This is a genomic window from Prevotella sp. P3-92 (assembly GCF_002251205.1).
Taxonomy (GTDB): domain Bacteria; phylum Bacteroidota; class Bacteroidia; order Bacteroidales; family Bacteroidaceae; genus Prevotella.
On record NZ_NPJE01000067.1, the window covers coordinates 1 to 14,047 of the forward strand.

The following is a 14,047-nucleotide window of genomic DNA, read 5'->3' on the forward strand; positions in this document are numbered from 1 at the left end:
TAGTTGTTAAATTATTTATTTGATTTTTTTGGTTTAAAGGTTTCTTTCTTGTTTTGGAAATCATCCTCGGCTTGAAACACAAAGATACAACATGACACCCCCGAAATGCAAGAGTTTTGGCAGTTTTAATCTAATATTTAATATTATTTAACTTTATTATAGATGTTTTTATTCCCGACTTCGCATAGTTTTTCATAATTCTCTCCTGATAATATAAGCCAAGCGCATATCAAAGCAAATAAATCAAAGACGAAAATGCACTCGAACACCTTCCTCAGAGCGTTTCTTTAACTTTAATTTTTTTCCGCTTTCTCCGTGTTCCGTGAATAATAAATTTCTGTGATTTGCCTTTGGCTTATTCTGACGCGACTCAACAGAGCAAAACCGAACTTTCACTCTGTCTTCGCTGCTCCAGAATATCTGTGTGATATTAAAAAGGGAGGGAACTTGCAAATAAAAATCCGTGTCATCCATGTAATCCGTGTGACATTTTCGGAGCCCAACGCAAAAATATGGTTTATGGAAACTGTTATACTGTTATATTGTAACGCTTGGATGATTTTTTGCTTTTCCCAAACTGTCAACTGTCAACTGTAACGCTTAAGATTGCAATTCCAATCATACAATTCATTTCCACATCATTGGTATTCTCCCTTTCTGTTCCTTGTACCTCCTATCATTGTCCGCCAATTTTGGGACTTAGTGCGGAGTTAGTTATGACTTACTTATGAGGCAACCATGAAACAGGGAGATGAAAAAGGGGAACAGATACTGTTTCACTTGTTTTCATATTCCGGAGCATACCCGTTCAGCTTTCCGGAGTTGCAGTCTGCAGCCATGTCATGGATACAGGTCAATGTCATCCCAAAACTATCCGTAGTCAATATCATCATTCCCAAGCGTTACAGTTGACAGTTGACAGTTTCCTAAAACGATTTTTTTGCGGTACAGATAACAAATAACAGATAACAGTTTCCGGAAACGAATTTTGCGTTACAAGCGTTACAGTTACAGTTTTTAGAAAGCAAAAGAACTTGATGTCATTGACCCGTCCCCGTGACATCATGGAGGTCATCGCTTATCTGAACAAAGGTTACACCATCAGGGATGTGGCAAAGCTCAGTGGTAAGAGTGTCAGTTCTGTTCAAAGGGTGAAGAAAGAGATATTATCTTCATAAGAATGTATAAATATGGTTAAAAATATATTGTTTCAAAGAAATAATTGTCGCAAACAACAATTATTTGCAGTTTTTTATTAAATTTGCATCGAAAAAATAAAAGAAACATGATAGATAAAAATCTTAATCGTATAAAGGTTGTGCTTGCCGAGAAAAATATCAACGGCAAAGTTATTGCTGAAAAAATTGGAGTGGGTCAATCGACCTTCTCCAAGTGGGTAACTAACACGACACAGCCAAGTCTTGAAAATCTTGTAAAAATTGCATCTGCGTTGAATGTCTCGTTGGACGAGTTGGTCAGAATGCCACTAGAGAATGAATAGTAATATTGACATAAGCGAAACCATTTGGTTTAGAGAAGAACCAACATTGATGGAACTTCTTTTGAAAGACCATACAACCCATAAGAATATCTTTTGGGCTACAGATTCGTATGCATCAAAGGGAAAAGGATATACATTCTATGATGAGATAACCATAGAACGCATCACTGGCGACAACGAAGGTATTATCCATCCTCGATGTATCAAAAGCAAAGAGGAACAAATACAGCGTACGAAGGACAAAGCAGAAGTATTCACCCCTTCATGGATATGTAACAAGCAGAATAATCTTGTTGACAGTGCTTGGTTCGGAAGGGAAAATATCTTCAACACAGAGAAAGATGAAAACAATAATGTGCATACATGGATTACTTCACTCTCTCCAATAGTCTTCTCTGAAGAAAAGGGAAAAGGTTGGAAGGACTATGTCCGTGACACACGATTGGAAATTACATGTGGAGAGGCACCATATCTTGCAAGTCGATACGACACAATAAGTGGCGAATATATTCCAGTACAAAACCGTATTGGACTTCTTGACCGCAAACTTCGTATAGTGAGCGAGAATACCAAGACAGAACAAGAATGGTTGAATTATGCAATACTTGCTTACCAGAATATCCTTGGTTTTGAATGGCAAGGCGATAATGTTCTGCTTGCAAGGGAATCGCTTCTGTGGACTTTTGTAGAGTATTTTGAGGAACGTTTCTTGAAATATCCCCCAAGGGAAGCTCTTGAACAAATTGCCCACATCGTATCATGGAACATCTGGCAAATGGATGGATTAAAGATGGTTGTCCCTATGAGTTGTCATGAAGTTGATGACAAGCAGACGTCATTCTTAGATGTGACACAAAAAAAATCAAAACCATGTCCAGGCTGCAAAAATAACAATCATCTGCTACATAATGGTATTTACTGTGAAATAATGGACTGGGAAAAAAAACATCCAATTAAGTTTTACACATTGAGAAAAAGCAACAAGTAGCTAATGAATAATGAAATCATAAATAAAATTATCACAGGACGCGTAGAACCTCACATCTACGCGTTTGAAACTTGTAGTGTTCCGAATTATTTGAAAATAGGCGACACATACAGGCCTGTTTACCAGCGTTTGGAAGAATGGCGTCGTCATTACAAGAATCTTCAGAAGCTTTACGAACATCCTGCAGTCATAGAAAATAAGTATTTTCGCGATTACGCAGTACATGCATTTGTTGAGGATGTGAAAGGACGTAGAAGAATAAAAGACGAAGATTTTCAAGAAGGTCTTTATCACTCCAAGGAGTTTTTCAAAGATGCAACACCAGCAGATATCAAAGAAGCTATAAATGATATACGAAGGAGTTATCAAGATCAGACTGGAGAATACAATTTCTATTCCATGCTAAATGTTCCAGAACAGAAAAACGATAACTATCAACAGAATAATTTCTACACAGAACTTCGCGACAACCAAAAGGAGGTTGTAAAAAATTTTGGAGCAGCATTAGACAAAGGACGTACAAAACTCTTAATGTATGCAGTCATGAGGTTTGGAAAATCTGTTACTGCTATGAGTTGTGCGGAAGCAATGCCAAATTGCAATCTTGTTGTGATTGTTTCTGCAAAAGCAGATGTAAAGGACAGTTGGGAGAGTACAATAAAAGTAATCAAGAATTTCGAAGACTTCATCTATGCTGATGGCGAATCACTAAAGGAAAACCCACAAATTATTAGCGAAACAATATCAGAAGGAAAGAAACTTGCTATATGCTTGACTTTACAAGACATAAGTTCTCAAAAGATAAAAGATAGATACGATGAGCTTTTTAATAAATGTGAGATAGATTTACTTATTGTTGATGAAACTCACTTTGGCGCACGAGCAGAACATCTCGGAAAGGTTCTTCAGTCAGACCCTTCTGTAAAAACGGAATCTGACAGTGATGAGAAAGAAGAATCTTTTGAAGAGCTTGAGAAAACTGTACATGCCCTCAAATGTCGTGTTCAGCTTCATCTTTCTGGTACACCATATAGAATACTTTTGGGTAATGAATTCTCTGAAGAAGACATAATATGCCAATGTACTTATCCCGATATTATAAAAGCTAGTGAGGATTGGGATGCAAAGAATCTTGACAATAAGGAAGAATGGGAGAATCCATACTACGGGTTCCCACAGATGGTACGCTTTGCATTTAATTTTAATGCTTCGTCATTAAAAAAGATTGAGCAACTGAGAAAACAGGGAAAGGACTATTTTTTTGATGCGTTGTTTGTGGCAAAGAAAAACAATGACGGAGAGTACGTTTTTGTAAATGAAACAGAAGTTCTTGACTTCTTAAAGGCCATAAATAGTGGAGATGAAGATTCTAACATTCTGAGTTTTCTTAGCAATGACAGAATAAAAGAAGGAAAACTCTGTCATCATGTAGTTATGGTTTTGCCACGTAGAGCTTCATGTGATGCAATGGAGTCTCTTTTGAAAAGCCATAGCGAGTTGATGCCATTGTCAGAGTATACAATTGTCAATGCAGCAGGAATAACCAATAGAGTCAAGAAACTATCTTCAATAAAAAGTATAATAAGGACGTGCGAGAGTGAAGGTAAGAGAACACTTACATTAACCGTAAACAGATTACTCACAGGAACAACTGTACCAGAGTGGGATACTATGATATTCTTGAAGGGCACATCTTCACCTCAGGAATATGATCAAGCAATATATCGCCTTCAAAATCCATTCGTCAAGACATACAAAGACGAAGAAGGGAAGGAGATTAAGTATAATATGAAACCGCAAACATTACTTGTAGATTTCTCGCCAGAAAGAATGTTTGTTCTTCAGGAAAAAAGAGCCTTCTATTCTTCTGTTAATTCGCAAGAATATGGTAACGACAAGATAGAAAAAGAAATACAAAGAGAACTGGATATTTCACCTATATTGTACGTAAACCATGACAAATTGCAAGAAGTATCGGCCGTAGATATACTTGATAAAATACGTATGTATAGTTCAAACCGTAGTATCATGGATGAAGCAATGGAAGTAGGTACAGATTATACACTAAAGGACAACGAAGATCTGTACGCTGAAATAATGCGTTATGCTCCTATTGGTTCTGCTAATATAATGACCACAAAAGCACATGAAGCAGACAAAGAATCTGATGCGGATATACCAGATGAAAATAACGGTAGCTATTCTTCCTCAAAAGAGCATAAAGATGATGAAGAACGAAAGGAAAAAGAAACTGATAGTTACGAGAAGCGATTAGCAACATATTTCTCACATATTCTGTTTTTTGCTTATCTTACAAAAGATACGGTAAAGAATATTTCGGATATTTGTTCTGTATCAGGGAGTGAAGACAATCAAAGAATTGCAAGTCATCTTGGTCTTAAATTAGATAAACTAGAAAAACTTGCAGTTAGCATGCATCCAACAAGGAGAGAAATACTTGAATTTAAGATTGCAAATATAAATGATTTGTCCCACGACACTTCTATATTACCTACTCAAAAGGTTGAGAATGCAATGAAACAGTTTGGAAGATGGTCAGAATCAGAAGTTATTACACCGAACAATATCGCTTCTGATATGATTGCTTTGATTCCTGAAGAAAGCGTAGGGAACAACTTTTGTTTTCTGGACATTGCTTCAAAAGAAGGAGAATTTGCAAATGCAATTTTCAAAAGATTCGGCGATAGGGTCAAGAATAATATATTCTCTCTTCCAACATCTGGTGTTGCTTACGAATTCACACGGAAAGTGTATGAAGAACTTGGGCTGCCAGTTGAGAATATAATATCAGAATTTAATACGTATGACCTTCTCGGAAAAAACAGGGAAAAATATTTAGACATTATTAAAACAATGAAAATAAATGCAATAGTAGGAAATCCACCATACCAAATCAACAATGGTTCTGGTGGAACAAACGATGCTCCTGTGTATCAAGACTTTGCTCTTATAGGTTTGGATTATTCCAGTGATTATTCATGTATGATAATGAAAGCAATTTGGTATGCAGGTGGAAGAAAAAATCGTATAGATGATTTTCGTAAACGCATGTTGAATTCTGGTCAAATTAGAAAACTCATCACATTCAACGATAGTCACCAAATTTTTCCTGGCACACAGATTAAGGGTGGAGTGTGCTATTATCTTGCGGACAAGAATGACGCTGGATTGTGTGATTATACATACAACAGACCTGGATGTTCATATTCTTGTCAAAGAAATCTTTCAGACTTTGATATACTTATTAGAGATCCTCAATTAGCAGCAATTGTTAAAAAAGTGGTACGCAAGGAAACAGAAAACCCGATGGTTAGTAGCATCGTGTCTTCTGACACCCCATTTGGAATCCCATCTAACCCTCAAAAAAACAAGAAAACCACATATGACATCGTAAAGGAAAAAGACAGTGTTCATAACGTAAAATGCTATTACATGGATGAGCATAACAAGAGAACTGTGGGGTATATGTCCAAATCTGTAATTTCAAAAAACTCTTTAGATATAAAATATCCGAAAGTTCTTATTCCAGAAGCATATGGTGCAGGTGAAGATTTTCCACACCAAATATTAGGAGAACCTATTGTTGCAGGTGCTATGTCTGTATGCTCACAATCTTACCTTTATGCCAGATTTGACACACAGAAGGAGGCTAAAAATTTTGAAATTTACCTAAAAACAAGATTCTTTAGGGCCTTAACTGCTGCTGCAAAAATGACACAACATGCGATGAGCAAAGTCTATCGTTTTGTCCCAATACAAGATTTCTCAATAACATGGACAGACGAAATGCTTTATGCTAAATATGAAATAACCCCAGATGAACAACAATACATAAAGTCAATAATTAAGCAAATGTAATAGACAACATGGCACAAGTAATTGTTGATAGTATGACATATGATGAGATTTGTGACTTGTTTAGGCAAGACGCAAATCTCATAAGCCATAGAATTGAAGACGGAAAAAAGAAGTACAAACCATTACTGAAGAATTCCAGAAGCAAGGAAAGAACATACTTTGCACCTATGAGATTCACAAGTTCACGTGGTTTCAGCTACGTCCTGCAATTCTACAATAAGGGAATAGAATATCCTACAAAGGATCATTTAGGTTGGTTCTATTATGCCTGGTTCCGCAAGGACAGAGGCATATATGCTCTTTCCTATACAAGAATGAAAAGCCTATACGGTCATGAGTTTTGGCATTTCAATATGTATCACCCTCATTTCTTTGACAGGTATCGCGAACGATTCCTTAAAGATCTGACATTAAGCAAACCGGAAGTCATTCACAAGTATGTATTGAACAACCTCAAATCATCAGATGTTTGCGTGCCAAGCCAGAAATACCCCAATGCAGAATGGAAGATGTGCAATGATGGACTATGCTTGTGCAACCTCATCCATGGACTTGACACAGAGGCTAAGACGTTCATCACATGGGATATGGCAGGAATAGACCAGAAAGATATAGCAAAGAAGGGAAAAGAATTAATCTCACAACTCGGCTTTGAAGTCGGAATACCCGATGATAACTTTGATGAATTTACAAAAGATGAATAAATTAGAAGATTGGTATTTACCAAACCTATTAAGCAAGACTTATGTTAAGAGATTGCTTCTGATATTTGCATTGTTTTAGATAAAAGAACTGTGATTCCATGAGTCAGGTTATTAACTCTTAAGCATAGAGACAATATGATTATAACAACGACACATAGTATTCAAAACCACGATATTGTCAAATATCTCGGGGTGATAAATGCAAACCAAGTTCTTGGTGTCAACTTCTTCAGTGATGCCATTGCAGGAATTTCTGACGTTTTCGGTGGAAACTCTGGAACATACAGAAGAAACCTTGATAGCCTCTATGAGCAAGTCATTGCACTGTTGAAGCAAAAAGCAACCAGTATTGGGGCAAATGCCATTATCGGCATTCAGATTGACTTTGACGAGATTTCCGGCAAGGGCAAGAGCATGTTTATGATAACTGCTGTTGGTACAGCTGTAATAGTCAGCGAGACAAGTAGCATATCAAGTCGTTACAGCAATTTAAGAATGCTTCATGAACTCCGCACATTTGTGAACGAAGGTCTTTTATCGGAAGAGGAATACAATAGGGAAAAGGAGAAGATTGACAACATCGTTACAAATCAGGTTGAGATTGACACGATCAATGAGAATGCGAGAAAAGCTCAGGAAGAAGAACTCAAAAGGGTGATGGAAGAAAGGGTGAAAGCCAGAGCAGAAAAAATTCGTAATAGCAAGCCATTACAAAATCTCACCATTGAGGATATAGAAGCAGCAGACGTTCCACCTATGGAGAACGATGACAATACAATGCTCGGTATCAAAGAATTGGCAGATCAAGGACTCTATGCTGAAGCCTGTAAATTCTATATGGAGCAAACAGGACTCGATGCTAAAGAAGCATACGAATTTGTATTAGACACTTGTATAAATGATTAAGATGCAACTTCATTAAAAATGAAAAATATAAAAGAGTATGTAGGTAAGCACAAAGCTACGATTTTGATGAGCGTATGCAGCTTCTCTACGACAAAGGCGAACGCTACTACGAGGACAAAGATGTTTATGACGCCACTACCGATGATATTGACATGAATCTTGTGAGTGACTATATGAATGTCATAGGCTATGGAAAGTCTGCCATGGAGTATCTGAGAGAGAACAACGATTTTGTTACTGAGAAAGATGGTCAGCAGAAGGTTAGTACCGCTTGTATTCTCCTTTTCGGAAAGAATCCTCAGCGTTTCTTTCCACGTGCCCGCACTCGCTTCATCCGCTATGAGGGTACAGAGGAAAAGGTTGGTACTGAGATGAATGTTGTCAAGGACGTGACATTCGAAGGAAACATACTTCAGCAGGTTAGAAGAACCATTGACTATCTGGAAACGCAGGTTCGTGAGCACTCATTCCTTGGAGAAGACGGTCGGTTTATTACAAACCGCAACTACTCAAAATATGCTATACAAGAAATGGTAGTGAATAGTTGCTGCCACAGAGCATACAACATCAAGGGAACAGAGATTCAGATTAAGATGTTCGACGACCGTATAGTCTTTGAGACTCCAGGAGATTTGCCAGGATTGGTGCGTCCAGACAACATTCGCCACACTCATTTCTCACGAAATCCCAAGATAGCCCAATACCTCAAGGCATATAAGTATGTCAAGGAATTTGGCGAAGGTATCGACCGTATCTGCAATGAGCTGGAAACAAAAGGCTGCGCAATCCCATCGTTCCATATTGATGCGTTCATTCTGAAGGCAACATTGATGGCTGAGTGGACAAGTGAAAAAGAGTTTGACCGCCCAAGTACCGCCCAAGTACCGCCCAAGTACCGCCCAAGTACCGCCCAAGTACCGCCCAAGTAGAAAAGTTAGTGACAGTAATGAACGATGATTACATTGATGTTTCTGAGATGATGAAACTATGTGGAATTGTCAGACGTAAAACAATGCATGATAGTTATATAGCCCCTGCTCTAACAGATGGCAGTATTGAACGAAAATATCCAGAACAGCCAAATCATCCAAAACAGATGTACCGTCTAACGGAGAAGGCAAAGATATGGAAGAAATTAGATGTTTTTTGACTTAAAATTACAATTATGTTGAATAATCGCACTTGGCTTGCCTTTGCCAACAGAAAAAGGTGCAGACATACAGATGCAATCCATTATCTTGGATTCATCAATTGGAGAATGGGAAGAGTACGTTTTTCTATTGGAGATATAGTGTATCTTTTTATGTCAGATGAGCGCTGTGTACGATTCAAGATGGTGGTAACTGCTGAGAACTGCAAACGTGAAGACCAATCGTTTTGGGTCGTTACACCACCCAATGAAATTACTTATAAACTTGAACTACTTGAAGAATATGAAGGCACAATGCTTTCTGAAAAAGAGCTATGTAAATATGGCTTAAAAGGAGGTAGGTCTCTTGAAGTTCCTAATTGCAACAATAAAGAGCTTATTGGTTACATCATATCAATTTTCTAACTATGAAAGGCGACGCACAACCACTGATAAAATTCTTTGTTGGATCTGACAAGCGATTCATCATTCCTCTGTATCAGCGCAACTACGACTGGAAGGAGGAAAACTGTGAGCAGTTGTTTCAAGATTTAATGAAGCTCCATAATAGTAACCGCAGGAGTCACTTCTTTGGTAGTATCGTATCAAGCATTCAGTCGGGAACTGAAGACAGATTCATCATTGATGGTCAGCAGCGAATCACAACCGTTTCGTTGCTGCTTATAGCTATGGTCAATGCCAAGAAAGAAGGACTAATAGAGGCTACTGATGCAAAGCTTGTTGAGAAAATCTTCAAGCGTTATCTTGTGGATGAATATCAGGAGGATGAACGTAAGGTGAAACTTAAGCCCATCAAGAAAGATATGCAGGCATTTGATGCGTTGCTATATAAGCAAAAAGACCAATATATCAAGGAATCAAACGTGACTCGCAATTACGACTTCTTCTATAACAAGATAACTAGTATTGGTCTAACCCTCGACGAGCTCTTTGAGACCATAAAGAAACTTGAAGTTATCAACATACGTCTTGACGAAGATGATGACCCACAGTTGATTTTTGAAAGTCTGAACTCTACAGGTCTTGATCTGAGCGAAGCAGATAAGATACGCAACTATCTCTTGATGTCACTCGCACCTGCAGAACAGGACGATCTTTATACTCGGTTCTGGAATCCAATAGAAGAATTTACCAAGTACGACCCATCCTCTTTTGTACGTGATTATCTTACTATGAAGCAGGGTAAGATTGGTCGTATTGATAAAATCTACTTTATATTCAAAGAGTATGCAGAGACTGCAGAAATTGATAGGGCAACACTCTTGGAAGACATGCATCACTATGCTAAGATTTACAGCCAAGTTGACAATGCAGAAGTAGGTACAGCCAAGCTAAATAGAAAGTTGAATCAGCTTCGGACGTTGGATTCTACTATTGCTTATCCTTTCTTTATGGCATTCTTCGACTATGCAACTAAAGTAGGATTAGCAGAAACAGAAATCTACCAAGTTCTTGATGTCATAGAAGCCTACTGGGCACGCAGAATCATTTGCAATCTTCCATCGAATGCTTTGAATAAAGTTTTTGCCACACTTCACCGGGATGTGTTGAATCACGTCAACAGATCGAGTGACGAGACTACACCTTCATATATTGACGTACTGAAATACGTACTGCTAAAGAAGGGGCACTCTTCGGTGTTTCCATCAGACGAGGAGGTGAAGGGCGATTTCAAGACACGCCAAGTATATAAGATGCCAGTCAATGCTCGTATGTTTATACTTGAGCGCATGGAGAACCAAGACAATAATGAACGCCATGATGTGGTGAAGGAACTGACCGAAAAGAATATCACGATAGAGCATATCATGCCACAAACCTTGTCAGACAAGTGGAAAACTGCGTTGGGTGATGATTGGGAAAGAATTCATGAGCAATATCTTCATACAATGGCAAACCTTACCCTCACTGGATATAACTCTCAATATAGCAATCTTACCTTTATAGAGAAAAGAGACATGGAGAAAGGTTTCAAAGACAGTGCGTTCCGATTGAACAACTCTGTGAAATCGTGCGAACAATGGACCGAAACGGAGCTGAAAGCACGTCAGAAAGAACTACAGAATGTGTTTATGCGACTTTGGCCTATGCCTACAACATCATTTGAGCCGTTGAACCGTGAGGCGGAATCTGCATCACTTGACGATGAGGATTATGAGTTCACCGGCAAGAAACTTCAGGCGTATATACTTCATGGGGTTAGATATACGGTCAATACATGGAAGGAAATGCTTATTCAAGTATGCGGACATATTCTGATAGAAAAGCGTTCAACCATAGAATGGCTTTGCGCAAATGAAAAGTGCGGTTTCTCAACTACACAAGATTACTGGAGACGCGAACTTGCACCAGGAAAGTATGTATGGACTGATAATAGCACAGCTACCAAAATAAACATACTTCGTGGAATGTTTGAAGAAAGCAACATCCCAGCATCAAAACTCGTCTTTGAATTCCGTTCAGAACAGGAAGGAGAGGAGGAGGAATGATAGCATAATTACCACGGAGACAGGTCAATATCATCCCAAACCGTTACAGTTTGTAACGGTTTCTAAAACGATTTTGTGTTTCAAATAACAAATAACAGTTAACAGTTTTCAAAACGATTTCGCGTTACAAGCGTGACAATATAACAGTATAACAGTTTTGAAAAGCAAAAAATACGCATGGTTTTTACTTTTGTCCTTACAGGACGTGGTTAGATGTGCTGCATCATGTCCGCAGGGCGGTGCCCTGGGCTATGGAAGACATTGGGCTTTCAGCCCGTCGTTGATTGTTAGGAATTCCTCCGCTTTCTATGTTAAAATCCAAACATTTTGACCATTATTTTTAATTTATGCTGATATTTTATATTCTGGTGTGATCCGTGTGATCCGTGGATAAAAAATTTCTATGTGTCCTTTTCCGGAGCACCAACGTTTCCGTGTCAAATGTCACGGGATCAGGTCATTGACATCATGACTTTCAATTCTTACAGCTTACAGTATTACAGTTTTTGAAAAGGAAAAATAGGTTTCGGATTCTTGAAACACGAGGACTGGTTCCTGTTTCTTGGACAACGCCAATTCATACCAGGCGTTACAGTTTGACAGTTGACAGTTTGTGGAAAGACACGGATGAACACGGATCTTTTTAAAGTCACACGGAAATCATGTAAAACAGGGGACAGATACTGTTTCAGGGGTCTGTTTCACTCTTCGCGGTATTGCTGACTCTTCCTCCATGTCGTCCACCAATGGCATTAACATACGCACGATTTTATCATCTATAATATAATAAGGTGTAGAATCTTAAGTTCTTCTGTTGTCATAATATATCTGTTATTTGGGCATAAAATTACAAAACAAATGGTAAATTTCAGCAAGCTAAGCGTACAAATATGTCGCAGTACCGAAATTTACTATCTGTTTGCCGATATTTATTTTGCTAATTTAATGATTATCAGTAACTTTGCATCAGATAAAGAAAACAATAACATTTTTTAAAAAATACGACTATGGCAAACAAATATTCAGGCACACAGACAGAAAAGAACCTCGCTGCTGCTTTTGCAGGCGAATCACAGGCTCGCAATAAATATACATATTTCGCATCACGTGCAAAAAAGGACGGATTTGAGCAGATAGCTTCTATCTTCCAGCAAACTGCCGACAACGAGAAGGAACATGCCAAGATGTGGTTTAAGGAGCTTAGTGGCATTGGCACTACAGCTGAGAATCTTGCAGCTGCTGCTGAAGGCGAGAACTATGAATGGACAGATATGTACGAAGGCTTTGCCAAGACTGCCGAAGAGGAAGGCTTCAATAAATTGGCACAAAAGTTCCGCCTTGTAGCTGCTATTGAGAAGCGTCACGAAGAGCGTTATCGTGCACTACTGCGCAACGTAGAAGCTCAGGAAGTGTTCAAGAAGAGTGAGGTTAAGGTATGGGAATGCCGCAACTGCGGACATATTGTAGTAGGAACCGAAGCTCCAGAGATATGCCCTACATGCTCACATCCAAAGGCTTACTTTGAGGTACATGTAGATAATTTCTAAATATAAACCACTAAAAAAACAACGAACTATGAAGAAGTATGTTTGCGACGTATGCGGTTGGGTATACGACCCAGCTGTAGGAGTACCAGAGGCTGGAATACCAGCAGGTACACCATTTGAGGATCTTCCCGATGATTTCGAGTGTCCGCTTTGCTCAGTAGGAAAGGACGAGTTCTCTCCTATAGACGACTAAGTTAATAAAAACATATCTACAACCCATAATGCTTCAAACGTGTTATGGGTTGTTTTTCCGTATAATAAAATGCCACGGAGGACAGAATAATGCCATCCCCACAAGCTATCCGTATCATCAATCACAGGCGTTACAGTTTGACAGTTGACAGTTTTAGGAAATAGATTTTTTTAGTTGCCTACGGCAAGATGTTTTGGAGTAGCGAAGACAGAGTGAGAGACGCGGCTTTCAGTATGCTGAGTCACGACAAATAAACCATAGGTAAATCTTTGGAGGAAATCTTGTTTAAGAAGTTGCTTCGCAAGAAATAATCTGTAATTCAGGGAGACAACAAACAAAATCTTTAACAAAATCTCGACTAAAAATGCGCTCGAGTTCCTCGCTTCTGGGAAGGGCTTTATTATGGATCGCCTTACAGGCTCGAAATCTTAACGAAAATCTTAAGAATAATCTTTAAACAGAATCTTTCCGTTTACTCTGTGTTCCGTGGATCCGTAAAGGGAGGAAACGAAAAAAAGCACCTTGCTTCTTTGCTGAAACAAGGTGCTTTGTAAAAGATGGCAGCCTCCTACTCTCCCGCATTGCATTGCAGTACCATCGGCGCAAGTGGGCTTAACTTCTCTGTTCGGAATGGGAAGAGGTGGAACCCCACCGCAATAGCCACCTGATAATTCTCTCAGCCGTATCACA

The 14,047-nt window shown here is 38.7% G+C and carries 12 protein-coding genes, 1 rRNA gene and 1 pseudogene; 13 read left to right on the plus strand and 1 reads right to left on the minus strand.

Going from position 1 to position 14,047, the window contains the following annotated elements:
* Positions 1-738: 738 nt before the first annotated feature.
* The 13 genes and pseudogenes from CIK93_RS13740 (at position 739) to CIK93_RS12515 (ending at position 13,357) form a co-directional block, all read left to right on the plus strand.
* A complete protein-coding gene (locus CIK93_RS13740; RefSeq protein WP_158215522.1) occupies positions 739-912 on the plus strand; it encodes a hypothetical protein in 174 nt (57 codons plus the stop codon).
* A 122-nt stretch (positions 913-1,034) separates the two neighbouring features.
* Complete coding sequence (locus CIK93_RS13745) at positions 1,035-1,178, plus strand: hypothetical protein (RefSeq protein ID WP_158215523.1); 144 nt, start codon at positions 1,035-1,037, stop codon at positions 1,176-1,178.
* 107 nt (positions 1,179-1,285) lie between these two features.
* Entirely contained in the window at positions 1,286-1,501 is a 216-nt protein-coding gene (locus CIK93_RS12465; RefSeq protein WP_094447546.1) for a helix-turn-helix domain-containing protein, read from the plus strand.
* Positions 1,494-2,489, plus strand: coding sequence for a restriction endonuclease subunit M (locus CIK93_RS12470; protein ID WP_094447547.1), 996 nt, complete (start codon positions 1,494-1,496; stop codon positions 2,487-2,489). Before CIK93_RS12465 ends, CIK93_RS12470 begins: the two co-directional genes overlap by 8 nt.
* A gap of 3 nt (positions 2,490-2,492) precedes the next feature.
* A complete protein-coding gene (locus tag CIK93_RS12475) occupies positions 2,493-6,368 on the plus strand; it encodes an Eco57I restriction-modification methylase domain-containing protein (RefSeq protein ID WP_094447548.1) in 3,876 nt (1,291 codons plus the stop codon).
* 167 nt (positions 6,369-6,535) lie between these two features.
* Positions 6,536-7,072: a hypothetical protein gene (locus CIK93_RS12480; RefSeq protein ID WP_094447549.1), complete on the plus strand. Its 537-nt coding sequence runs from the start codon at positions 6,536-6,538 to the stop codon at positions 7,070-7,072.
* Between the two features lie 135 nt (positions 7,073-7,207).
* Positions 7,208-7,978 (plus strand): YbjQ family protein, encoded by a 771-nt coding sequence (locus CIK93_RS12485; RefSeq protein WP_094447550.1) that lies wholly within the window; start codon positions 7,208-7,210, stop codon positions 7,976-7,978.
* A gap of 62 nt (positions 7,979-8,040) precedes the next feature.
* Positions 8,041-8,808, plus strand: a pseudogene (locus CIK93_RS12490) (ATP-binding protein); the annotation flags it as partial.
* A 116-nt stretch (positions 8,809-8,924) separates the two neighbouring features.
* Entirely contained in the window at positions 8,925-9,128 is a 204-nt protein-coding gene (locus CIK93_RS12495; RefSeq protein WP_094447552.1) for a Fic family protein, read from the plus strand.
* Between the two features lie 15 nt (positions 9,129-9,143).
* Entirely contained in the window at positions 9,144-9,533 is a 390-nt protein-coding gene (locus tag CIK93_RS12500; protein WP_094435408.1) for a hypothetical protein, read from the plus strand.
* A gap of 2 nt (positions 9,534-9,535) precedes the next feature.
* Positions 9,536-11,617 (plus strand): DUF262 domain-containing protein, encoded by a 2,082-nt coding sequence (locus CIK93_RS12505; RefSeq protein ID WP_094447553.1) that lies wholly within the window; start codon positions 9,536-9,538, stop codon positions 11,615-11,617.
* Between the two features lie 1,007 nt (positions 11,618-12,624).
* Positions 12,625-13,164, plus strand: coding sequence for a rubrerythrin (gene rbr, locus CIK93_RS12510; RefSeq protein ID WP_094447554.1), 540 nt, complete (start codon positions 12,625-12,627; stop codon positions 13,162-13,164).
* Positions 13,165-13,192: 28 nt separating this feature from the next.
* Positions 13,193-13,357 (plus strand): rubredoxin, encoded by a 165-nt coding sequence (locus tag CIK93_RS12515; protein WP_094390822.1) that lies wholly within the window; start codon positions 13,193-13,195, stop codon positions 13,355-13,357.
* A gap of 555 nt (positions 13,358-13,912) precedes the next feature.
* On the opposite strand, the gene rrf is transcribed toward CIK93_RS12515, so the two are convergent.
* Positions 13,913-14,025: ribosomal RNA gene (gene rrf, locus CIK93_RS12520) — 5S ribosomal RNA — on the minus strand.
* Positions 14,026-14,047 lie beyond the last annotated feature (22 nt).

What these genes read in the sequence shown, in the direction of transcription:
- CIK93_RS12505 (WP_094447553.1), top strand. Translation starts at nt 9,536, where the DNA reads ATGAAAGGCGACGCACAACCACTGATAAAATTCTTTGTTGGATCTGAC.
- CIK93_RS12475 (WP_094447548.1), top strand. Translation starts at nt 2,493, where the DNA reads ATGAATAATGAAATCATAAATAAAATTATCACAGGACGCGTAGAACCT.
- rbr (WP_094447554.1), top strand. Translation starts at nt 12,625, where the DNA reads ATGGCAAACAAATATTCAGGCACACAGACAGAAAAGAACCTCGCTGCT.
- CIK93_RS12465 (WP_094447546.1), top strand. Translation starts at nt 1,286, where the DNA reads ATGATAGATAAAAATCTTAATCGTATAAAGGTTGTGCTTGCCGAGAAA.
- CIK93_RS12470 (WP_094447547.1), top strand. Translation starts at nt 1,494, where the DNA reads ATGAATAGTAATATTGACATAAGCGAAACCATTTGGTTTAGAGAAGAA.
- CIK93_RS12485 (WP_094447550.1), top strand. Translation starts at nt 7,208, where the DNA reads ATGATTATAACAACGACACATAGTATTCAAAACCACGATATTGTCAAA.
- CIK93_RS12495 (WP_094447552.1), top strand. Translation starts at nt 8,925, where the DNA reads ATGAACGATGATTACATTGATGTTTCTGAGATGATGAAACTATGTGGA.
- CIK93_RS12500 (WP_094435408.1), top strand. Translation starts at nt 9,144, where the DNA reads ATGTTGAATAATCGCACTTGGCTTGCCTTTGCCAACAGAAAAAGGTGC.
- CIK93_RS12515 (WP_094390822.1), top strand. Translation starts at nt 13,193, where the DNA reads ATGAAGAAGTATGTTTGCGACGTATGCGGTTGGGTATACGACCCAGCT.
- CIK93_RS12480 (WP_094447549.1), top strand. Translation starts at nt 6,536, where the DNA reads ATGAGATTCACAAGTTCACGTGGTTTCAGCTACGTCCTGCAATTCTAC.
- CIK93_RS13740 (WP_158215522.1), top strand. Translation starts at nt 739, where the DNA reads ATGAAACAGGGAGATGAAAAAGGGGAACAGATACTGTTTCACTTGTTT.